We start from the raw sequence: 22800 nt of genomic DNA, 5'->3' as shown, positions 1-22800 counted from the left end.
TATTAAAGATTATACATCTTTTTTCTTTGCTCTTGAATTTTTTCATCATCAAGATATTCGTCAAATGTCATGTAACGGTCAATTACTCCGTTTGGTGTAATTTCAACGATTCTGTTACCAACAGTTTGTGCAAACTCGTGGTCATGAGTTGTAAAAATCACTGAACCTTTAAAGTTTTTCAATGAGTTATTGAAAGCGGTAATCGATTCCAAATCTAAGTGATTTGTTGGTTCGTCCAGCATTAAAATATTTGCACGTTCCATCATCATTCTAGAAAGCATACAACGTACTTTTTCTCCTCCAGATAAAACTCTAGATGTTTTTAAAGCTTCTTCTCCTGAGAAAATCATTTTCCCTAAGAAACCTCTAATAAATACCTCATCACGCTCTTCTTCTGTTTTAGCATATTGACGTAACCAATCTACCAAAGTCAAATCGTTTTCGAAGAAATCGTGGTTTTCAGCTGGTAAATAAGCTTGGTTTGTTGTAATTCCCCAGTCAAAAGTTCCAGAATCTGCTTTTTGTTCATTGTTTAAAATTTCATAGAAAGCAGTTGTTGCACGTGAATCTTTAGAGAAAAGAACGATTTTATCGCCTTTTGCCATATTCAAATCAACATCTTTAAATAAAACTTCTCCGTCTACAGAAGCAGATAAGTTTTCTACATTCAAAATCTGATCTCCAGCTTCACGATCCTGATCAAAAATAATCGCAGGATAACGACGGCTTGAAGGTTTAATTTCAGAAATATTCAATTTCGAAATCATTTTTTTACGAGAAGTTGCTTGTTTCGATTTCGCAACGTTTGCACTAAAACGACGAATAAATTCTTCAAGTTCTTGTTTCTTCTCTTCTGCTTTTTTGTTTTGCTGTGCACGTTGTTTTGCCGCTAATTGGCTAGACTCGTACCAGAAAGTATAGTTTCCTGAATAGTGATTGATTTTCCCGAAATCAATATCAGAAATATGTGTACAAACGGCATCTAAAAAGTGACGGTCGTGAGATACAACGATTACAGTATTTTCGTAGTTTGCTAAGAAATTTTCTAACCAAGCGATTGTTTCAAAATCCAAATCGTTGGTAGGCTCATCCATAATCAATACATCAGGATTTCCAAAAAGTGCCTGCGCCAAAAGCACACGAACTTTCATTTTTCCTTCCATATCACTCATTAAAGTATAATGATGCTCTTCATTAATTCCTAAGTTAGACAACATTGATGCAGCATCAGAATCTGCGTTCCATCCGTTCATTTCTTCAAACTGAACTTGTAACTCCCCTATTCTGTCAGCATTTTTATCGTTGTAGTCTAAATAAAGTTCATCCATTTCTTTTTTAACAGCGTACAAAACTTTATTTCCCATTAAAACGGTTTCCAAAACAGTATGCTCATCGAACATGTTGTGATTTTGGTTTAAAACCGACATACGTTTTCCTGGTTCTAAATGAATGTGCCCAGAAGTTGGGTCCATATCGCCCGAAATAATTTTAAGAAATGTAGATTTTCCAGCACCATTGGCTCCAATAACGCCGTAAATATTTCCGTGAGTGAATGTGGTATTTACTTCGTCAAACAAAATTCGTTTGCCAAATTGAACTGATAAATTATTGACTGTTAACATGAATGTCTTTTTAATTAATTTGGTGCAAAAGTACGGAAAAAGGTTCAGAGTTGCAAAGGTGCAAAGCGACTAAGTTTTTTTATTCTGGAGAGGTTTTCTCGCAGTCCCGATAGCAATCGGGAGTAAAGACGTAAAGTTTTATTTTTTTATAGATTATTACACGCAATCTTGTCATTTCGACTGAAAGGAGAAATCGCACTAGTTAATCGACAAAGATGTGTGATTTCTCCTTCGTCGAAATGACAAAAATGAGATTCCTTTGCAAAATTACTCCGATTACAACTTACTTTCTTTTGCCAGCGCAACTTCCAAACTTTCAAAATTTGGGAGTACTTTAGCAATCATTCCTTCTTTATTGAGAATAAAATGTGTTGGAAATGAATTGAGTTGTAAAGCTTCATTCATATATACTTTCATATCAGGAATTACAGCATACGAAAGAGGTTTTCTGATTAAGAATGCTTTTAATTGTTCTACGGAATCTTCAGCAAGACTTATAAAAAGAATATCTTTTCGGTCTTTGTATTCTTCTACTAATTTATTGACTTGAGGAAACTCTCTGATGCAAGGTGTACAGTGAATGTACCAGCATTTTATTACTATGATTTTTCCTTTCATAGATTCGTTTGTAACTAGATTTCCCTCTAGATCTTTAAACGAAAATTTAGGAAAAGCTGTCCCTTCCATCTGATAGTTTTTAATAGCATCAAAACCTATTTGATTTATAGTCGCTTTTATGCTTGTATCTGATTTTGGCAGAATTTTAAACAACTTGTAATTATAAACTGATTCTTCTGATTTTAATCGAATTGGAATATAATTTCCATTTGCTAATTGGTCTAAAAACTTTTCTTTTGAAATTTCTTTAGATTCTAAATCAAGAGCAGTAAAATCTCTTGAAAGCATGATTTTTTTACTTTGATAAACGGACCAATCACTAAATGTTTTTTGAATTTGAATTGGATCAACTTCCGGTGTTCCATTTTTAATTTGGCTGTAACCAAAGGTAAAAACTAAAAATGCTGCTATAAAAAGAATTGATTTCGGCATGGGTTTTTAATACAATATTTAAGTCTCAAAAGTACTAAAATTGCCCTTAAATATTGGGAACAGATTTATAAGGTTTCTAGAATATCTATTTAATTTTTAAGATTAGGTAAAAAAGAAATATCCATATAATATTTCTTTGGATTACTCGGATCGATCATCACTTTTATTATATCGTCTTTTATAAACTCTGTTGGATCAAACCAAATACTATCACTTTCAAAAACATACATTTCGTTTGTTTGAGGATTAAGCCACTGACTGGATATTTGAAACGGATTTCTTCCATTTACAGCCATATTGTAATTTAAGTGCACTTGAACAAATTTTGTTTCAATACGCTTGCCATTATCTCGAAGATACTCTGTTTTTCTTTGCTTTAAAATACCGAATAGAATGATTCCGAAACCAATTAAAAAGAAAACTGTTCCTAAAATCCCAAAAATTAAAGGTCCGATCCATAATGAGGCAAATCCGTTAATACTGGCGTCTTTTGGGTCTGCAGGATCGTACAAAACTTCAACACTTTCGCCTTCACTATAACTTGGAGGATTACTGCTGATTGATGATGTGAACTCTATTTTACTTCCAGATTTTGTCGTAAAACTAACCATTGGCGCATAAGTTGTAGAATTATCAGATCTTTTACTGATTAACTCTACAACGGTTCCTTGTACTGTTTCGGCTTTTTTCAAAAAAGCTTGTCTATTCTGATAAAAATAAAAAGCTCCTGCGAGCATAAGCGCTCCTATTGTTAGAAATACATATTTAATTATGGCTAATGTTTTCATATTTATTCTAGAAAAATAAGGTTGTTATTTAATTATGTCTGCATCAAAAATGCAATATTTAGATCAAATCTTCTACTTTTTGAAAAGGCTGTAAATGTAATAATTTCATTATTAAACTAAACTGCTCTACAGTTAAAAAACATATCACAAATCAGACTAATTTGTTGTAGTTTCTCAAAAGAAAAAATTTGCAAAAACAATCCAATTAATTTAATTAAATTAGCGAAAAAATCTGACTAAAAAATGACGTTTCCATTTCAATTTAAGCTCTTTAACGAAACTTTTTATTGGCACGCTTTATTTGAAACATTAGCCTTTTTTATTGGGATAAGAATCTATTACTTTTTAAAAAAAAGAACATCAGATCCTATCTCAGATATTAATCGTATTATCATTATGATTGGTGCTATGATTGGCGCATTAATCGGTTCTAGAGTTATTGCCTTACTTGAAAACCCTGCGGCAATTACCAATCAGACTTTTCTAATTTTTTTTCAAAATAAAACTGTCGCTGGAGGATTTTTAGGAGGATTGCTTGGAGTAGAACTTATCAAAAAAATAATTGGCGTTAAAATCTCTTCAGGTGATCTATATGTTATTCCGATAATTGTGGCTTTATTTATTGGACGTATTGGATGTTTCTCAATGGGTATTGCCGAACCTACTTACGGCATCGAGACTAGTTTTATTACGGGAATGGATCTGGGAGATGGTTTATACAGACATCCAGTAGCTTTGTATGAAATGTTTTTCATGCTTTTACTTTTTATCTTTTTCCAAAAAATAAAAAACCGAAATCTTGTTAATGGTGACCGATTTAAACTATTCATGGTGCTGTACTTTTTATTTCGTTTTTTAATTGAATTTATAAAACCGTATAATCCTTTATTTCTTCATTTAAGCAGTATTCAATGGAGCTCCATTTTTATTTTTATTTACTACTCGAAATTTATTAATCGGGTTTTTAATCGTTTAAGCAAAACTTTACTTTTACAATAACTATACTTTTATCCTAATGAAAACCCGCGATTATATATTCTACGATTATACCAAAAGTTTATGTCCAACATGCTTAGATCTTGTTGATACTAAAATTGTATTTCAGGACAATAAAGTTATGATGTTGAAACATTGCAAAACACACGGCGAATTGAAATCGATGATTGCTGATGATGTTGATTATTACAAACAGATTCGTAATTATAATAAACAATCTGAAATGCCTTTAAAGTTTAATACAAAAGTGCATTACGGTTGTCCATATGATTGCGGATTGTGTACAGACCATGAACAACACTCTTGCTTAACGATAGTTGAAGTTACAGATCGCTGCAATTTAGCCTGCCCGACTTGTTATGCAAATTCGGCTCCAAACTATGGAAGACATCGTACTTTAGAAGAAATTGAAAAAATGTTCGACACTGTTGTCGCTAATGAAGGGGAACCAGATGTTGTTCAAATTTCAGGAGGTGAACCAACTGTACATCCTGAATTTTTTAAAATTCTTGACATTGCTAAAAGCAAACCTATCAAGCATTTGATGCTGAACACGAATGGAATAAGAATTGCGAAAGACATTAAATTCGTTGAGACATTAGCCGGCTATATGCCTGATTTCGAAATCTACCTGCAATTTGACAGCTTTAAACCTGAAGTATTAGAAAAACTTCGCGGAGAAGATTTAACTGAAGTTCGTAAAAAAGCAATTGAACATTTAAATCAATTTAATATTTCGACTACTTTGGTAATTACACTTCAAAAAGGAGAAAATGATGATGAAATTGGTCAGATAATTGAATATGCTTTGCAGCAAAAGTGCATTCGAGGCGTAACTTTTCAACCTACGCAAGTTGCAGGTCGAAATGATAATTATGATGATCTTTCAGGCCGTATCACTTTAACTGAAGTACGCAGGAAAATTTATGAGCAGTATCCTCTTTTTACACCTCAAGATTTAATTCCTGTTCCTTGTAATCCTGATGCTTTATGTATGGCTTATGCTTTAAAAATTGATGGAGAAGTTTTCCCGATGACTCACTTAATTAACCCAGAAGATCTGTTAAACAACTCCAAAAACACTATTGTTTTTGAACATGATGAAAAACTAAAAACGCACATGCTGAATCTATTCAGCACCGGAATTTCTGTTGATTGTGCTGAAACCGAAATGAATGAATTAATGTGCTGCTTGCCAAGAGTGCAGTCAGACACTTTAAACTATAATAATTTGTTCCGAATTTTGATAATGAATTTTATGGACGCGCATGATTTTGATGTTCGTGCTGTTAAAAAATCTTGTGTTCATATTGTAAGCGATAAGATGAAAATCATCCCTTTTGAAACCATGAATTTATTTTACAGAGATCATAAAATTGATAAGATTCGAGAAAAACTGAATGTTTAATTTACAAACTTTTTAAAATATGGAAGGATTACTATTTCTTGGATTCATCCTCGCTGTGATGTTCTTAGTTGGATTGATTGGTTTAATTTCTGGAAAAGAAAACAAAAAATTCTTTTTAACAATTATGTTGATACCAATAATCATTGTAGTTATAGGATTTGGAACTTGCGTTGCTATGCTGAGTTAAACTCTGTGTTCTTTTGAGCAAAATTGACAATATCATTTTTGATAAAATCATCAATAACTCTAATTTTAGAGCTAAAAAAATATTTTACTTTCAAAAAAAAATTAAACTATCTGTTATGAATAACCCTTTAGTCGCAATTGGAGGTATGGCTGCTTTTATAAGTGTAATTGCTTTTCTTGCTGGAATTCTACGCCTCATTTTTATCTCACGCGATAGAAAAACTTCATTGAAAATTATATTGTTTGCCATTATTGGTTTTGTAATTGGTTTTGGCACCTGCGCAGCAAACTTCAAACTGGGAAACATGCATTAATAAAAAAGCCTGGTAATAAATTACCAGGCTTTATAATGTTCGCATTTGAGTGAAAACCAAATAACAAATCACCCAAATTTGATCATTATTCTGAAATAAAATTTAGATTAAAAAATAAATAACCAAACTCAATTTTAACCGTTCCAATATTCTATTTCTGTTTATCATAAAAGAGCTGTCTTCAGCAAATTTTGCCCTATTTATCTCTGTCAGAAAACCTGACAGAGATAAAAAAATTACTAAATAATTCAGGCAACACAACTTACTAAGTACTAACTCAAACCAAACTCATTATATTAATTTCTTAAGGCTTTCATAAACTGATAATTCAACATCAGCATGATCTTTACTATTGCATTGCTCAATTAAATTTTTAAGCTCATCTGCTTTTAATTGCGACTTATTATCTAACACAAGCAACAATTCTTTTGATGCATCACTTAAGCTTTTTGCCAAAGGTAAAAACGGCTGCACTAAAGGCGCATTTGCACTCAAATCTGTTAATTCTTTATGAAGCGCAATCCATCTGGTAAAGAATGCCGTTACTTTAGCTTTATTCTCTGATGTTTTATTTGCTAAATACTGACTTACAGCATCATTAAAAGCTAATGAATCTTTTGCATCTGGTCCGCAAGCATCTGCAAAAAGTGTAAACGGAGAGTACATTTGATATTCAGTTCCTCCTTTGTTTCTTTTATACCCTTTTAATGGTTCACAAACATTCGAAAATTCCTCTAATGCTTCTATATTTTGATTATTTGAAATGTTTCTTAAAATAACCGCTTTGTTACGAATGTGTGTTAATCCAAGTTCTTCTAATCTGAAAGAGACTACATCAAGACGTTTTCTCATACTAGTCATATCGGTAATATCTTCCGCAGACCAAAGTCTTTCTGCAATTGCTGCAGTTCTTGGCCAAAGTCTAGAATCGATAGTTGTAGGAGTTACAAGTTCTGTCCACATTGTTGCTTCTCCACCTAAAACTCTTGCTTTTTCTTCTGCTGATAAAACTGCACCTTTTGGCATAGGATCATTTAAATAATGACTTTCTATTGGGTATAATAAATCAACATAATATCCATTTGACATTACAGTTTTATATCCTTTTTTAACAGCATCAATCAATGACTGACCTGCAACAACACCTTCGTTTGGTCCTCTCCATGCATGAATAATAGCATCTTTTGACATGTTTTTTGTCAAAATCTCTTCCCAGCCCATTAATTGCTTACCATGTTTTTTAAGCATCGGAACTAACTGCATGGTGAAATAAGTTTGCAATTCATGATTGGTTGTTAACTTATTTTTCTTTTTAAATTCTTGAATTTTCGGATTTTCATCCCAATCTTTTCCTTCATTCTCATCTCCTCCAATATGAAAATAAGCTCCTGGAAATAATGGACAAACCTCATCAAAAAGTTCACTTAATATTTGATATGTTTTAGGATTTGAAGGATCTAATGTTGGTGAAAAGATACCAGCATTTCTTTCAATTCCATAGGTAGCGATTGCTGTACCTTGAATATTTTTTTCGGAAGTTCCTCCTGTCAATGTAATCACTTTACTGCCTATTTCTGGATAAGCTGTAAGTATTGCAGATGCATGACCTGGAACATCTATTTCTGGAACTATTAAAATACCGCGCTCATCAGCATATTTTACGATATTTTTAATTTCCTCTTGTGTGTAATACATTCCATCTGAAGCTAATTCTATTAGTTTTGGATGTTTTTTCATTTCGATTCTCCAACCTTGATCGTCAACTAAATGCCAATGAAACACATTCATTTTCATTGCTGCCAATCCATCTAAATTTCTTTTAATTACATCAACCGGCTGAAAGTGTCTTGAAGCATCTATCATTAAACCTCTCCATGTAAATCTTGGAAAATCTGAAATTTTTGATACTGGAAAATAAAATGAACTACTGTTATTTTGCAGCATTTGTAACAACGTTTCAAGTCCGTGTAAAGCACCTAAATCGCTTGTTGCGTTTATCGTAATTTTATTTTGTTTGATATCTAAGTGATAACTTTCATCTTCATATAAACCAATTTTACCACTTTTGGTACAATTAATCTGCAGTTCGGCATTTGGAACTTCATTTAACTTTGTGATAAAACCCTGCTGAAAAAAAATTCCTGTTCTACCATCTAAGCGACGTAAAAAACGAGTTACTCCTCCAAATATTCTTGGATTAGGATTTCCAGTTATGTTTACTTTAAAGTTTTTGTTTAAAGCAAAATTCCCGTCGTTTAATACAACACTCTGAGGCCAAGGCATAAGATTTAACTGCTCTTTCTGAATTTGAGCGCTAGAGGTTACACCTGCTAATAGTAGGACAAATAAATATTTCATTTTTACTGTTTTTGAAAAGATGTTATCCTAAGACAACATTAATAAATAGATAAAAGAAACAAAACTCAGATAGAATCTTATTGAACCTCACTAATCGCTGCGAAATCAATCTGAATTTTGTAATTTGATTCGTTCTAACCGAATCTAATTTTTAGTAATCGAAACGTTTAAAAGCTTCGATTGCTTCATATTCTGCCAATCCTAATTCATCATAAAGAATAGCGGTATTTTTATTTCTGTCTTCGGCTCTAACCCAAAACTCTCTTGAATCATTTCCTTGAAACATTACACGGTCTTTTTGAGACTGGTGATACAAAATAGCATGACGTTTTAAAAGCACTTCTGATGGAGAAAGGGGAACAGCCATATCAATTTCATTAATGTCCCATTCTTGCCATGCACCTCTATACAGCCATAACCAGCAATCATCCATGTATTTTTCAGGTTTTAATTCACCCATTGCTGCAAAAATCGCATTCAAACAAACTTCATGAGTTCCGTGTGGATCTGCTAAATCTCCTGCTGCAAATACTTGATGTGGTTTTATTCTGGCAATAATTTCTTTTACAATAGCGATATCTTCTGCTCCTAACGGATTTTTCTTTACTTGTCCTGTTTCGTAAAACGGAAGATCTAAGAAATGAGTTTTTTCATCTTTTAGTCCAATATATCTTGTTGCAGCATACGATTCTCTTCTTCGTATTAATCCTTTTAGTTTTCGAACTTCAAGAGAATCAATTTCGTTTTCTGATTTATGGTTTAAAAATTCAATTACAGATTTAAAGTTGATCCCACTTCCTGCTTCACCAACAAAATCTTTGGCAACCTCAGCAAACTTTAAAGCTTCATCATCTGTAACTGCAATATTTCCAGAGGTTTGATATACAACATGTACGTCGTGACCTTGTTTTATCAATTTTGAAAAAGTTCCTCCCATAGAAATCACATCATCATCTGGATGCGGACTAAAAAGAATTACTCTTTTTTTTGCAGGATTAGCTCTTTCCGGACGATGCGAATCATCTGTATTAGGTTTTCCTCCCGGCCATCCTGTAATGGTATGTTGTAAAACATTGAACATATTAATGTTCAAATCATAAGCAGAACCTTCTTGTGCCAATAGATCAGACATTCCGTTGTTGTTGTAATCTCTGTCCGTTAATTTTAAGATTGACTGTTTTGTTTTTTGGCACAACCAAACAATCGCTTTGCTTTTTAATTCCTGATTCCAAATGCATTCTCCAACCAGCCAAGGAGTTTTAAAACGTGTCAATTCTGATGCAGCTGACTGATCTAAAACAAAGGTTGCGTTAGGATGATTTTGCAAAAATGTAGCTGGAACTTCTGAGCTGATATCGCCTTGAGTAGTTCTTTTGATGATATCGGCTTTATTTTGTCCCCAAGCCATAAGTACGATTCTTTTTGATCGCATGATGGTCGAAACTCCCATTGTAATGGCTCTTTTTGGCACATTATCAATTCCATTAAAATCTGATGAGGCATCAACTCTTGTAATATGATCCAAAGTAATAATTCTGGTACCAGAATTAATATGTGAACCCGGTTCGTTGAAACCTACGTGACCTGTACGGCCAATTCCTAATAACTGAAAATCAAGACCTCCTGCATTTTTAATATTCATTTCATAATCGATACAGTATTGATTTAATTCATCAATTGCAACTGTACCGTCTGGAATATTTACATTCTCAGGATTGATATCGATATGATTAAAAAGATGCTGATGCATGAAATAATGATAGCTCTGATTGTTCTCTTTACTCATTGGATAATATTCATCCAAATTAAAAGTAACTACATTGCTAAAACTTAAGCCTTCTTCTTTGTGCATTCTCACTAATTCCTCATACACTTTTATAGGAGAAGAACCTGTGGCTAAACCCAATACGCAGGTTTTATTTTTTTCCTGCTTAGATCTAATTAACTGCGCAATTTCCTGCGCTACAATTACAGAAGCTTCTGCAGAATTTTTGAAGATTTCGTTATGGATTTTCTCAAATCTTGTTTCTTCAAATTTTCCCGCGCTTTTATAGCTGATATCAGGTTTTATTTCTAAAGCACTTTTCATTTATTTTCTTTTTTTTGTATTTACAATTTTGGTTTTTGAAATGGTATAGACAACTTTCACTGCCTATACCATTCACTAACCAAACTTAAATTCTTATACTCTGTTTTTAGAAATTCGGACCAGTAGTATCCCACCAAGTTCTAGTTCCTCCATTATCTGGACCTCCAAGTTTTGCAACACCTGTTTTAACTCCTTCTGGATTTCCATCTCTTTCACTTTGAACAAAGTTTATTCTTCTTACACCAAATTGAGTAGTAACTACACCAGCACTTTGATTATTAAGAATTGGTAATAATTTAGGATAACCTGTTCTACGGTGATCAGACCAAGCTTCTTGTCCGTCAGGGAAGTTAGCAATCCATTTTTGAGTAATAATTTTTTGAAGTTTCACTTCGTTACTTGCAGTATTATCCCAAGCAACAGTAACTTTATTTACCGCTAAACCACTATTGAATGGTGCAACTGGATCTACATAGTCTTTTGCTGTATTTACATTATTTGCAGTATATTCAGCAGCGCCTCCTGTAGCAAGCTGATCAAAAGATGCAGCAATACCAGCTTTGTACAATGATTCTGCATCACCTCCCATATTCCAGCCTCTTAAAGCACCTTCGGCTCTTAAGAAGTACACTTCGGCAGCATTCATCCAAACTACTTGTTTGTCATCTTTTATTACTTTTCCGAAATTTGAAAATTTCATGTGTAATGTTTTATCTCCAAGTATACCACCTGTACGAATTCCTTTGTACTGATCAGGAAATTGTTCTGATGTTGCAAAGTAAGCTTTCATTCTAGGATCATTATAACCTCCCATGATAGACTCCATATCTGCAGACATACGGCTGTCATTGTACTCATAAGCCGCAACTCTTAAAGGATGTTGTGAAACATCTTTAGTTACCATAAAAGTATCAGTAGCAGCTGTCATTACACCAAATTTTTGACTCATCGCTTTTTCGGCTTCTGCTTTAGCTAATGTTGGATTTACTTTTACAATACGCATTGCTAATCTTAAACGTAATGAATTGGCATATCTCACCCATTTTTCATAACTACCTGCATATGTTGAACGGTCCGTATTTACAAAAGAGCTTGGTTCTTTTGCGTCTATTCTTCTTGTTAATTCATTTACTGCAAAATCTAAGTCTTTAAACATTGCTGTATAAACGTCTTGTTGAGAATCGTATGCGATTGTCGAATTAGTAGTTCCTAATTGAGAGTAAACAATTGGTCCCCAAGCATCGGCTACTTTATGTAAAGTTTCTACTTTAATAATTGTTGCAAGTGCATAAAACTGATCGTATTTTCCTTTAGATTCTTTTTCAACTTTTAAGAAATTTGCCATTACAAGTGAATATGCAGCTTCCCATCCTGCTCCATTCCATTTATCAGTAAGAGCGTAAGAAAGATTATTTGCTCCATCAAAACCTGGAGCTGTTGAATAACCTCCCCAAGTATTTGCTGATAAATCAATGGCAATTTGATATCTCCAACCTGGAGTATTTACCATTACATTCTCGAACATATTTTTAAAAGGACCTAAGATATGGTTAAAGTCCTGTGTTACTTCCTCTTGAGTAAAAGCATCAGGATTACTATTAATCTCATCGAAATTATCTGTACAACCAACTAAGGCTAAAAGACCGAAACAGATTAATGATTTTTTTATATTGTTTGTTTTCATGATATTTTAAATTAGAAAGTTACATTTAAATTAAGACCAATACTTCTTGTTGATGGCAAACCATAAATATCAACTCCTTGTAAACCTTGACCTGTACTTAAAGCAATGTTTGGATCAAAAGGTGCATCTTTATAAAAGAAGAATAAATTTCTTGCGATTAATGATAAAGTTGCTGTATTAACAAATGGCAATGTTTTTTTACTGAAAGTATAGCCAAGTGAAACCTCTCTTAAACTTACGTTTGTAGCATCATATACATACTCAGCTGTAGCTCCGTTAAGTCCGCCAACTGCTTCGTAATATTTTTGAGCATCCATTGAAGTCACTTTAGTACCATTAGGCATAACTGCATTTACAGGAACACCACCAGCATTTCTTGCATCTCCACTTCTTTTTGAAACTCCGTAAAAATCATTCATAGATTCTGTAATACTCATTACATCACCTCCAAAACGTCCATCGATTAAGAAGTTAGCTGTAAAAGCACCAAACTTAAATGTATTTGACCAACCTAACATGAAATCAGGATTTGCATTACCAACTTCACGGAAAGCTCCTTCAATTGCTAAGTTTCCTTTGTCATCTAAAACAATTTCTCCTTTATCATTTTTAACGATACCTTTTCCTTCAATAACTCCAAATGGTCTTCCTTCTGTTAAAGCATATCTGTAGTTGATATTGTTTACAGGAGTTAAAGGAATTGTTCCTCCTAATTCTTCTGGAATTTCTTTAACTTTATTTTTATTTTGAGAATAGTTTACTGTAGTATCCCATGAGAATTTATCTCCAGTGATGATTTTTCCAGTAAGAACAAGTTCGATACCATGATTTTCGATACTACCAGCGTTAATTCCGTAAAAAGTATAACCGTAAGGATTAGTACTTGGTGCAGGAACTTGGATGTATTGATTTTTAGTTTCTGAATTGTAATAAGAAACCTCAAAACCAAATCTGTTATTAAACATTCTCCATTCTGTACCAAATTCGTATTCTGATTTTAACTCAGGTTTTAAAGATTCACCTGGTCTTGGTCCTACTGTTGGAGGAATAATGATACCACCTTGAACTGTTGATTTTGGAGAAGTTACGAAAGCCGAAACATCGTTTCCTACTTCTGCATAAGTTCCTCTTACTTTTCCAAAGTTAATCCACTCAGGTAAAGTTGTCATTTCACTAATAAGAGCAGTCACACCCACAGATGGGTAAAAGTATGATGGAGTATCTGTATTTACTAAAGTAGAAGACCAGTCATTACGTCCTGTAATATCTAAATATAACATGTTTTTGTAACCAAAAGTAGCAGAAGCAAATATAGATTGAACTTCTCTCGCAGAACCTGTAGCTTGAAGATTTAAGTTATCTACACCTTTGTTACTTCCAAAATTTCCTAATGTAAATAAGTTAGCATTAATAAGCCCTGGAGTGATACCAGAATCTAAAGTAGTTGAATGATTTGCTAAAGTATTATTGATACTAGCACCTACTATAGCATTAAAGCTGAAATTCTCGTTGAAATTAGTATTGATTTTAGCAATTAAATCTCCATAACGTTGTGTACTTAATGTACCTACATTAATATATCTACCATTATATCCAGACAAAGAATTGTTTGTAGTAGCATAAATTCTCTTATCAAAATCATTTTCAATTCTGTTATAGCTGTATCTTGCACCAATGCTCAACCAGTTGTTTGCTTTATAATCTAAAGCGATGTTTCCGTTAAAGAAATTATCTTTATCAACAGATTTGTTTCTATTGATTAACCAATAAGGATTTTGAACGTAGATATCAGCATCCAATGGTGTGTAGAAATTTTGTCCGTAAAGGTTTCTAGAAGGAATAAATGATTCGAAATTATCTTTGTAAAAATTAAAGTCATTTGCTCTTTGAAACAAATAAACACCTGTAAGAGGATTTGAATAAAGTCCGTTTACCGGTCTGTTATCAATAGTTTGGCTTGTATATTTTGCATCAGCAGAAACAGTTAATTTATTGTTGAAAAATTTAGCTGTTTGACGGATTCCAAAATTGTTTTTCTTTAATCCATTACCTTCAATAATCCCTGAAGAAGAAGTGTTAGCATAAGATAAAGTTGTAGAAGCAATATCTGATCCTGTTGTAAATGAAGCAGAAGTAATTTGCGTAACTCCTGTATTAAAAAAGTCTTTTACAAAATCATTTGAAGCTACTTTTCCTCCCCAAGATTTTTGTGCATTTAAAGTTCCATATTCATTTTGGAATTTTGGCAAAGAATGTACAGATTCAAAAGTAGTAACAGAAGAAACTGCTAAGTTTCCTTTGTTTTCCTTATTTTTCTTAGAAGAAAGCAAAATAACACCATTTGCTCCTTGAGATCCGTATAATACAGATGCTGCTGCACCTTTAAGTACGGTCATTCCTTCATAATCATCAGGGTTAATTAAAGAAACTGTATCTCCCCCGTCACGGTTACCTCCTGCAGTACTACCAAATGAATCATTTGGCTGATTTGAACTACCATTATACAAAGGAATACCATCAATTACATAAAGCGGCTGGCTGTTTAATATAGAAGAGTTACCACGAATAACTACTTTTGTAGATCCTCCAGTACCTGCAGAACTTTTTGTTACTGCAACACCGGCAACTTTACCTGCAATTGTATTAATAACGTTGGCATCTTTTACACGAGTCAACTCTTCTCCTTTAAGTTCTTGAGCTGCGTAAGTAAGAGATTTTCTAGTTTTCTTAAGACCTAATGAAGTAACAACTACTTCGTTTAACGCATTTGATGCAGCTGGTACCATTTTAACATTAATTGTAGTAGCATCACCTACAACTATCGATTGTGTTTCAAGACCTACATAAGTAAAAACTAATGTTTGTCCTTTTGTAACTTCAATAGTGTACAATCCGTCAAAATCGGTAGTAGAACCTTTTTGACCTCCTTGCACAGCAACAGATGCACCCGGCAACGGCATCCCATCAGAATCTGTAATCACACCTTTAACATTTTTTACCTGAGCAAGCGAAACTTGCGCCGTAAAAACAATCATAAAGATTAAGAAAATTTTTTTCATGTTTATTTATTTTGTTAGTTATGATGTAAAATTATTCTTAAGGGATTGTTAAAAAAAATATATTATACAAACTGCCTGAAATTTTAAACAAACGACATAAATCGATCAATAATCCGTCGCACGAAAACGTTTTCCTATCTATAAAATGCAGTTTTTACCACATTTACGGAGATTTTATTCAACAATAGGTTAGTTTTATTAAAAATCATTTAACAAATCACAAATATTTGAAAATCTGTTATTTAAGATAAAAACTATCAAATTCTTTTAAATATTATTAAAAAAAAGAAGTAATTAAATGTTAAAAAAAATGCCTAATAAAATGTTATCATAATTTTAATTTCTAAGATTTAATTACAATAACACCTTATTAGGCAAAACTTTATGCAGGAATTTCTATTTAATTAGCATCCCACCAAACTTTATTCAACCAATCATTTTTTCCTCCCATTCTAGCTAATGCATCTAAATAATTTGCTTCATTCTTCTGCATCTCATCATTTGGATAATACAAACGTGTTGGCGTAACACCATTTGTCTGAGAATCTGGATTTGTAATAGGAACTAATTTTGGAAATCCTGTTCTTCTCCAGTTTGAATAAGCTTCAATACTATTAAAAATATAAGTTATCCAAAGCTGTGTTGCAATTTGTTCTTTTTCTTTTCCAGCAACTAATGGTTTAGCATTTAGGTAAGTATCAATTTTAGATTGACCAGCCGGCAGCGCTCCATAAATTTCTAATTGCTTAATACCTGCCTCAACTCCTTTTTTATAGTAATCAGCTGCAGAACCAGAAACCCAGCCTCTAAAAGCAGCTTCAGCCAGTAGCAATTGTGTTTCTGAATAACTAACATGTAAAAAAGGTGTCGTTTTTTTCTTGAAATAATCTTGAATTCCTGACGTTGCATCTGTTCCACCTGGAGCTTGATATTGATACAAACCTGGTTTTACTCCTTCATATAAATTTTCACCTGGTCCTATTGGTGCACCTTGTTTAACACTGCTGGTTTTTTTAGGAGTCGCAAGCATTGTTAATCTAGGATCTCCATTGTCTCTAAGATAATCTATGACCAAAGTTGTAAAGTGATCTCCATTTTCATTCCCTACAAAAGCATAAGCAAGTCCATTTCCTCTAAAATCAATAGATGCTGGATCATCATTAAAACTTGCATCTAAATGGCGCATGATACAATTATCTTCATTGCTGGCAAAAACCCCATTTTGTAAAGCCGCTTTAACTTGTTTTTCAGCTTCGACTGGTTTTATCTCAGAAATTCTCATTCCTAGACGCAAACGTAATGTGTTTGCCAGTTTCTTCCATTTTAGAACATCACCATTATAAAATAAATCGCCTTTTATGCTTCCGCCGCCAACTTTTAATTGATTATAAGCTTCATCTAATTCTTTAAAAAATGACGCATAAATATCTTCTTGTTTATCATATTTAGGCGTTACAATTCCTTTTGAGTAACCCAAACCAGCTTCAGAATAAGGAATATCACCATAAATATCAGTCATACGCTGTGCTACCATTACTTTCATAATCTTACCAACAGCATTCATGTTTGAAGCGGCAGGATCATTTTTTGTATTTTCAAGAATATCTACTACATTCTTTAATTCATTAGAATATCCATTTCTCCATAAAGCTGTAGCATATCCGTCATCTTTATTAAATCTGCTTCCAAATGTAGTTACGTTCCATGCACCAGAATAATGCTGTACAAAACCACCAGAATAAATTAAGTTGGTTCTCCATTGATAAAACCCATCTCCTGACATACACAATTGTATAAATGTAAGTTGTCCAGCTGGATTAGCAGTCAACGCCACAGGATCTTTCTCCAGCGCGTCAAAATTTTCAGTACAGCCTACTGCAGTAAATAATGCAAGTATGGCTATTATTATTTGTTTGAATTTCATAATATCTTTTTTTTAGAATGCAATTTTAATATTAAAACCATACGACTGTCTAAATGGTAATGAACCATATTCAAAACCTTGTCCGTTTCCAGATGTATACATAGATTCTGGATCAACATTTGGAAGATCTTTATTAAAAGTCAATAAGTTTCTCGCAAATGCCGAAACATAAATTGAGTTAATTTTAGCACCCGCAAAAACACTTTTTGGTATTTGATAACCTAAACTAACTTCTCTTAATTTTACATACGAAGCATCATAAATAAATGGAGCTGGTGTATTATTAAATACTGTATTCCAATAATCCTGAGGATTTACAGGTTTTGTATTTTTTTCATACTTCGGATTGGCTGTAGTTCCAACATTTACCACACCCTCAGCAACATAACCTCCTGTAGGAATCCATGTCGCTTGACTAAAATTAGGATCGCTCGCAATTGCTTGAGCTCTTGCTTGATTATAAGCATCTCTACCATCAGTAGTAACATTCAAAAGTCCTTTTTGAGCCGCAACAGAATTAGTCATAGAATACACATCCATTCCAAACTTCATATCAATTAAAAATTGAAGTGTTATTCCTTTATAGCTAAATCTATTTGTTAAACCTGCAGCCCAATCTGGAAGGCCTTTTCCTAATGCTACTTTTTCATCTGTAAATAATGGCAGACCATTTGCACCAACAACTTTTTCACCGGCATCATTTCTTAAAAAATCTCTTCCCATAATTGTTCCGTATTTACCACCAACTTCTCCCACAATAGAAGCTCCTGCCCAGCGTGCTTCAGAAATAGTGTAAGTTTGAATATCGGGATGTAAAGAAAGAATTGAGTTTTTATTTTTTGAGAAGTTCAAATCAATTCCCCATTCAAAATCTTTAGTTCTAATAGGTGTACCAGACAAAAAGATCTCAATACCTTCGTTACGCAATTCTCCAGCATTAACCGAAATAAACTCATATCCAGAGGTTGCAGATGAAGGAAGATCTAGAGTTTGATCAGAAGTATCTTCACGATAAACAGTAATATCGGCTCTTAATCTATTTTTAAAGAAAGAAGTTTCAAGTCCAAACTCTACCCCTGTTTTAGATTGGTAAGTTAAATTAGGATTTGGCGCCGCACTATTTTTGATATTTACCACACTCTGACCATTGTAAGATGCAAACGTGGTATAGTTTAATGCATTTTTATAAGCACCAGGAGCATTAGAAACTCTAGCCCAAGAAGCTCTAAATTTTCCATAATTAAAAACTTCATTTTTAAAATCAAAAGCATCAGAGAATACAAAACCCAGCGAAGCCGCAGGATAAAAAGCATCTTTATTAATTACACTGAACCAGTCATTTCTTCCTGTAAATTCCGCATATAAATATCCTTTGTAATCAAACTTTGCTGAACCATAAACTGAATTTGTTCTGGTTCTAGTTTCAACAGGAGCATTTTCTGTTTGATTCACAAAATTACTAATGTATTCAGTTCCAGGCTCTATAATTTTTGTTCCAAATCTTGAATTTTGATCTCTTCTAAAATCTCTTCTTCCAGCACCTAAAATTCCTGAGAAAGTAAAATCTTCAGCTAATTTTATGTCACTAAAAGTTGCGATTAAGTCAGTATTCATCTCTGACACATTTATATTATTTAAACCCAGATATCCTTCATCTCTTCCTGGCCATGTACTTCCTGCGGCCATAAAATCTTTAGCACTAAAAGCATAAGTATCTAAACCAGATCTCAACGTTAATGCTGCCCATCTTTTTAACTGATAAGTTCCTGATACATTACCTATAAAACGATTTTTCTTAGATGAATTATGATTCTCGTCTATCGTAAAATATGGGTTTAATTGATAAATATTAGTATTCCATTCATATATCTTACCTGTTTCTGGATCCTTATAATTCTTTAACCAAGCTTGATCAATATTTGGAGCCAATCCGCTTAATGAATAACCAATATTATTAGGAGAATCGCCTAGACCTGGTCTATTTTCAGTATTTTCGGCAATATAATTCACATTAGCATCCAATGTAAATTTATCCGATTTTAAAGTTGCATTTAAACTTGCATCATTTCGCTCTAAACCAGATCCCGGAATTACGTCATCGTTATTTAAATTATTATATCCAAAACGTACATAAGCATTATCACTTCCTGCCGATAATGAAATTCCATTTGTAGTTGTAAATCCAGTTCTAAAAAAATCTTGAATATTATTATCGACTTTAGCATAAGGTCTTGTCGAGCCGTCAAATATTTTTACTTGCGCTCCTACAGATTGAGAAAACTTTGGTCCCCAAGCACTGGTAGTGTAATTATAAAGTTCAGAAGGACCTCTGCTAGGATCTGGCAACGCACCATTTGTACCAGTTCCATAATCACTTTGAAAATCAGAATACTTAGCATTTACACGATCAAAGCTTACACCGCTTGTCAATTCAACTTGAAGCTTTCCTTTGCTTCCCTTTTTAGTTGTAATTAAAATTACTCCGTTCAAAGCTCTTGAACCATACAATGCCGCAGCAGCTGCACCTTTCAATACTGTTAAGCTTTCAATGTTGTTAGGATTAATTCCTGAAATTCCATCTCCATTATCACGTCCATCAAACCATCTGCTTGCTGCAGCATTATCATTTGACAAACCAGAATTATCAATAGGAACTCCATCTACAATATAAAGCGGCTGGTTACTTTCGCTTATACTTGAAATACCTCTAATAATAACTCTCGTACTACCCGCAATTCCCGTTGATGGTATTGACACGTCTACACCGGCAACTCTTCCTGATAAAGCTGAAGTTACATTTGTTGTAATCGCTTTATTTAATTGATCACCTTTTACATCTTGAACGGCATAACCCAGTTCTTTCTTTTGTCTTTTAATCCCAAGTGCCGTAACAACAACTTCATTTAAATTTTGCGCATCTTCTTTAAGCACAACATTAATTGTAGGTGAAGAAGTCACCGTTACTGTTTGGGTTTTAATACCAATATACGAAAACGCAAGAACATCTCCCGCAGATGCTTGAATCGTATACTTTCCGTCATAATCACTTTGGGTAGCCGTTTTTGTACCTTGAATAATAATACTTACTCCAGGCAGCGGCAATCCATTTTGATCGCTTACCAAACCTTTGATCGTTTTTACTTGTGCAAATGACATTTGCGAAGTAAAGATAATCGCAAGGATTAACATAATTTGTTTCATTTTTATCATGGTTTTGATTAGTTAAGCGATAAAAATATTGTTAAGGCACTGTTAAAAAAAATATATTATACAAACAGTACAGTTTTTTAAACAAACAACACGAAACATTCAACATTATGTTTTACGAAAACGTTATATCGTTGAAATACAGCATTTTTCAACATTTATTTTAAAATTTAATTCAAAAAAATTGTGTTTTTGACAGTAATTATGTAAAGTTGTACTGTATTTACAAGTCCTCCCTAAATAATAACAAAACGTTAAAAAAGTTGAACGAAATTCGAAAATTAAACTTTGACATAAAACTTCAAAATCATATTTGGTTTTGGGGCACTTATTTCACTCTCAACTTTTTGCGATGGGGCGCTTACTTTAATGACTATCCATATTCTTTTAAATCAAATTTAATTGAGTTCTCTCTACACATTCCTTTAGTATATTTTAATCTATTTATTTTAGTACCTAAATATGTCCTAAAACAAAAATACATTACCTACACTTTTGCTTTACTAGCAAGTCTTTTTGGTATTTATCTTCTAAAAACTGCACTTACCTTTTATATTATCTCAGAAAATATTTGGCCGGAAGCGAATCGAGAATATCACCCGTTTGAGATTAATCATATTGTAGCAGTATGCATTGGAGAATTGTATGTTCTAGCAATGGCTTCATCTGTTTACTTAACGCTGACTTGGCTTCGTGAACGTGAAAGAAACAGATCATTGCGAGAAAATCAGTTTAAAATCAAATTGAAATATCTAGAAAATCAAATTCAACCACATTTCTTTTTTAATACTTTAAACAATCTTTATGCATTGTCATTAGAATCTTCAGACAAAGTTCCAGATGTAATTATCAAACTTTCGAACTTAATGGAGTATGTTCTGTATGATGTAAAAGGAACTAAATTTGTTCCGCTGATTAAAGAAATAGATTATATTCAGAATTACGTTGAGATTGAAAAATTACGTTTTGAGAATGTCGAAGTTACTATTAATTTAGAATCGAACATCGAAGATATAATGGTTCCGCCGCTGATCTTTATCTCATTAGTAGAAAACGCCTTTAAACATGGCAGTATAAACAATACTAATTTAAAAATTAAAATCAACTGTAAGATTATTGATAACAAAATGTTAGATTTTGAAATCTTAAATAATTTTGTACTTTCACAAAATCTTAACTCAAAAGGCGGTATTGGTCTGGTTAATACAAAAAAGAGATTAAAACTGATTTACAAAAATCATTTTAGCTTAAAAGATACAACAAAACTGAATTACTATATAATACGTTTACAAATACCAATTGATAATGAAGATTAAATGTGTATTGATTGATGATGAACCTTTAGCTATAAAAGTACTGCAAAATTACTTTGCAAATTTTACAGACTTTGAAGTAATAGGAACATTCAATAATTCTCTAGAAGCGCTGGATTTTATAAACAGCACCTCTGTCGATGCCGTTTTTCTTGATATCAATATGCCTATGATGACTGGTTTTGAACTTATCAGTTTAATGGAAAACAAAACCAAAGTAATCATAACCACCGCATTTAGAGAATTTGCTGCCGAAAGTTACGATCTCGATGTTTTAGATTATTTAGTAAAACCCATTCCGCTTCCACGATTCATAAAATGCATTAATAAAATTACAACAGAATACAATTTAAAAAACAATATTAAGGTCGATACCTCAAAAAGCGATTCGCATATTTTTATCAAAGTAGATAAAAAAATGATGAAGATTAATATTGAAGAAATTCTGTTTATAGAAGGAATGAAAGAGTACATAAAAGTGGTTACTCCTGACAAAACCTATATCACCCACAGATCATTAACCTCATTATCTGAAGAACTGCCTGCTGAACGCTTTTTGCGCATTCACAAATCGTATGTTATTGCTTTAAACAAAGTAAAATCAATAGAAGGAAACCGCATCCAGATTCAGTCCTACACAATTCCTATCGGAAGAAATTACAGTAAAGACGTCAAAAATCGAATTTTGGAGTAAAATTTTAACATTTCTAACTCTATATAAATTAACACATTGTTGAATAAATATTGTAGTTCGTTTAAATTTAACATTATTTTTAATCAATAATTTTTTTTTGATACACGT

At 32.8% G+C, this 22800-nt stretch carries 15 protein-coding genes; 6 read left to right on the top strand and 9 right to left on the bottom strand.

Features of this window, described 5'->3' with window-relative positions; genetic code table 11:
- Window positions 1–2 precede the first annotated feature (2 nt).
- From BOW57_RS16500 to BOW57_RS16490, 3 genes are all read right to left on the bottom strand, one after another.
- Window positions 3–1622 carry an ABC-F family ATP-binding cassette domain-containing protein gene (locus BOW57_RS16500; protein WP_089052836.1) on the bottom strand — a complete coding sequence of 540 codons (1620 nt, stop codon included), beginning with the start codon at window positions 1620–1622 and terminating at the stop codon, window positions 3–5.
- A gap of 276 nt (window positions 1623–1898) precedes the next feature.
- Window positions 1899–2672 carry a TlpA disulfide reductase family protein gene (locus tag BOW57_RS16495; RefSeq protein ID WP_129055827.1) on the bottom strand — a complete coding sequence of 258 codons (774 nt, stop codon included), beginning with the start codon at window positions 2670–2672 and terminating at the stop codon, window positions 1899–1901.
- Window positions 2673–2761: 89 nt separating this feature from the next.
- Window positions 2762–3460 (bottom strand): DUF3592 domain-containing protein, encoded by a 699-nt coding sequence (locus BOW57_RS16490; protein ID WP_129055825.1) that lies wholly within the window; start codon window positions 3458–3460, stop codon window positions 2762–2764.
- A 243-nt stretch (window positions 3461–3703) separates the two neighbouring features.
- Between BOW57_RS16490 and BOW57_RS16485 the strand changes: the two genes are divergently transcribed.
- From BOW57_RS16485 to BOW57_RS16475, 4 genes are all read left to right on the top strand, one after another.
- Window positions 3704–4459, top strand: a complete 756-nt coding sequence (locus tag BOW57_RS16485; RefSeq protein ID WP_129055823.1) for a prolipoprotein diacylglyceryl transferase family protein — start codon at window positions 3704–3706, stop codon at window positions 4457–4459.
- Window positions 4460–4475: 16 nt separating this feature from the next.
- Window positions 4476–5864 carry a radical SAM protein gene (locus tag BOW57_RS16480; RefSeq protein ID WP_129055821.1) on the top strand — a complete coding sequence of 463 codons (1389 nt, stop codon included), beginning with the start codon at window positions 4476–4478 and terminating at the stop codon, window positions 5862–5864.
- A gap of 19 nt (window positions 5865–5883) precedes the next feature.
- On the top strand, window positions 5884–6051 hold the full coding sequence (locus tag BOW57_RS20665) for a hypothetical protein (protein WP_164973729.1): 168 nt from the start codon (window positions 5884–5886) through the stop codon (window positions 6049–6051).
- Between the two features lie 115 nt (window positions 6052–6166).
- The gene (locus BOW57_RS16475; protein ID WP_123872308.1) at window positions 6167–6364 is read left to right on the top strand and encodes a hypothetical protein; all 198 of its coding nucleotides are present in this window, start codon (window positions 6167–6169) and stop codon (window positions 6362–6364) included.
- A gap of 291 nt (window positions 6365–6655) precedes the next feature.
- On the opposite strand, the gene BOW57_RS16470 is transcribed toward BOW57_RS16475, so the two are convergent.
- The 6 genes from BOW57_RS16470 to BOW57_RS16445 form a co-directional block, all read right to left on the bottom strand.
- Window positions 6656–8722 (bottom strand): beta-N-acetylhexosaminidase, encoded by a 2067-nt coding sequence (locus BOW57_RS16470; RefSeq protein WP_129055818.1) that lies wholly within the window; start codon window positions 8720–8722, stop codon window positions 6656–6658.
- Between the two features lie 151 nt (window positions 8723–8873).
- On the bottom strand, window positions 8874–10811 hold the full coding sequence (gene nagB, locus BOW57_RS16465; RefSeq protein ID WP_129055816.1) for a glucosamine-6-phosphate deaminase: 1938 nt from the start codon (window positions 10809–10811) through the stop codon (window positions 8874–8876).
- A gap of 106 nt (window positions 10812–10917) precedes the next feature.
- A complete protein-coding gene (locus BOW57_RS16460) occupies window positions 10918–12495 on the bottom strand; it encodes a RagB/SusD family nutrient uptake outer membrane protein (RefSeq protein WP_089052828.1) in 1578 nt (525 codons plus the stop codon).
- A gap of 11 nt (window positions 12496–12506) precedes the next feature.
- Window positions 12507–15554 (bottom strand): SusC/RagA family TonB-linked outer membrane protein, encoded by a 3048-nt coding sequence (locus BOW57_RS16455; protein ID WP_129055814.1) that lies wholly within the window; start codon window positions 15552–15554, stop codon window positions 12507–12509.
- Between the two features lie 400 nt (window positions 15555–15954).
- The gene (locus tag BOW57_RS16450; protein WP_129055812.1) at window positions 15955–17478 is read right to left on the bottom strand and encodes a SusD/RagB family nutrient-binding outer membrane lipoprotein; all 1524 of its coding nucleotides are present in this window, start codon (window positions 17476–17478) and stop codon (window positions 15955–15957) included.
- Between the two features lie 12 nt (window positions 17479–17490).
- A complete protein-coding gene (locus BOW57_RS16445) occupies window positions 17491–20679 on the bottom strand; it encodes a SusC/RagA family TonB-linked outer membrane protein (RefSeq protein ID WP_164973728.1) in 3189 nt (1062 codons plus the stop codon).
- A gap of 269 nt (window positions 20680–20948) precedes the next feature.
- Here BOW57_RS16445 and BOW57_RS16440 point away from each other — a divergent pair, with 269 nt between their 5' ends.
- Together BOW57_RS16440 and BOW57_RS16435 are read left to right on the top strand one after the other, a co-directional pair.
- Entirely contained in the window at window positions 20949–22001 is a 1053-nt protein-coding gene (locus BOW57_RS16440; protein ID WP_089052823.1) for a sensor histidine kinase, read from the top strand.
- Window positions 21991–22692: a LytTR family DNA-binding domain-containing protein gene (locus BOW57_RS16435; protein ID WP_089052822.1), complete on the top strand. Its 702-nt coding sequence runs from the start codon at window positions 21991–21993 to the stop codon at window positions 22690–22692. Before BOW57_RS16440 ends, BOW57_RS16435 begins: the two co-directional genes overlap by 11 nt.
- Window positions 22693–22800: the final 108 nt, after the last annotated feature.

The sequence above is a fragment of the Flavobacterium sp. YO64 genome (assembly GCF_004119505.1).
Lineage (GTDB): Bacteria > Bacteroidota > Bacteroidia > Flavobacteriales > Flavobacteriaceae > Flavobacterium > Flavobacterium oncorhynchi.
The sequence above is the reverse complement of the archived record's forward strand: the minus strand, read 5'-3'. Positions and strand labels throughout refer to the sequence as shown.

Bases quoted from the DNA above. Each gene is read 5' to 3' on its own strand.
- BOW57_RS16490 (WP_129055825.1), bottom strand. From the start codon at position 3,460: ATGAAAACATTAGCCATAATTAAATATGTATTTCTAACAATAGGAGCG.
- BOW57_RS16445 (WP_164973728.1), bottom strand. From the start codon at position 20,679: ATGAAACAAATTATGTTAATCCTTGCGATTATCTTTACTTCGCAAATG.
- BOW57_RS20665 (WP_164973729.1), top strand. From the start codon at position 5,884: ATGGAAGGATTACTATTTCTTGGATTCATCCTCGCTGTGATGTTCTTA.
- BOW57_RS16495 (WP_129055827.1), bottom strand. From the start codon at position 2,672: ATGCCGAAATCAATTCTTTTTATAGCAGCATTTTTAGTTTTTACCTTT.
- BOW57_RS16475 (WP_123872308.1), top strand. From the start codon at position 6,167: ATGAATAACCCTTTAGTCGCAATTGGAGGTATGGCTGCTTTTATAAGT.
- nagB (WP_129055816.1), bottom strand. From the start codon at position 10,811: ATGAAAAGTGCTTTAGAAATAAAACCTGATATCAGCTATAAAAGCGCG.
- BOW57_RS16460 (WP_089052828.1), bottom strand. From the start codon at position 12,495: ATGAAAACAAACAATATAAAAAAATCATTAATCTGTTTCGGTCTTTTA.
- BOW57_RS16500 (WP_089052836.1), bottom strand. From the start codon at position 1,622: ATGTTAACAGTCAATAATTTATCAGTTCAATTTGGCAAACGAATTTTG.
- BOW57_RS16455 (WP_129055814.1), bottom strand. From the start codon at position 15,554: ATGAAAAAAATTTTCTTAATCTTTATGATTGTTTTTACGGCGCAAGTT.
- BOW57_RS16485 (WP_129055823.1), top strand. From the start codon at position 3,704: ATGACGTTTCCATTTCAATTTAAGCTCTTTAACGAAACTTTTTATTGG.
- BOW57_RS16435 (WP_089052822.1), top strand. From the start codon at position 21,991: ATGAAGATTAAATGTGTATTGATTGATGATGAACCTTTAGCTATAAAA.
- BOW57_RS16470 (WP_129055818.1), bottom strand. From the start codon at position 8,722: ATGAAATATTTATTTGTCCTACTATTAGCAGGTGTAACCTCTAGCGCT.
- BOW57_RS16480 (WP_129055821.1), top strand. From the start codon at position 4,476: ATGAAAACCCGCGATTATATATTCTACGATTATACCAAAAGTTTATGT.
- BOW57_RS16450 (WP_129055812.1), bottom strand. From the start codon at position 17,478: ATGAAATTCAAACAAATAATAATAGCCATACTTGCATTATTTACTGCA.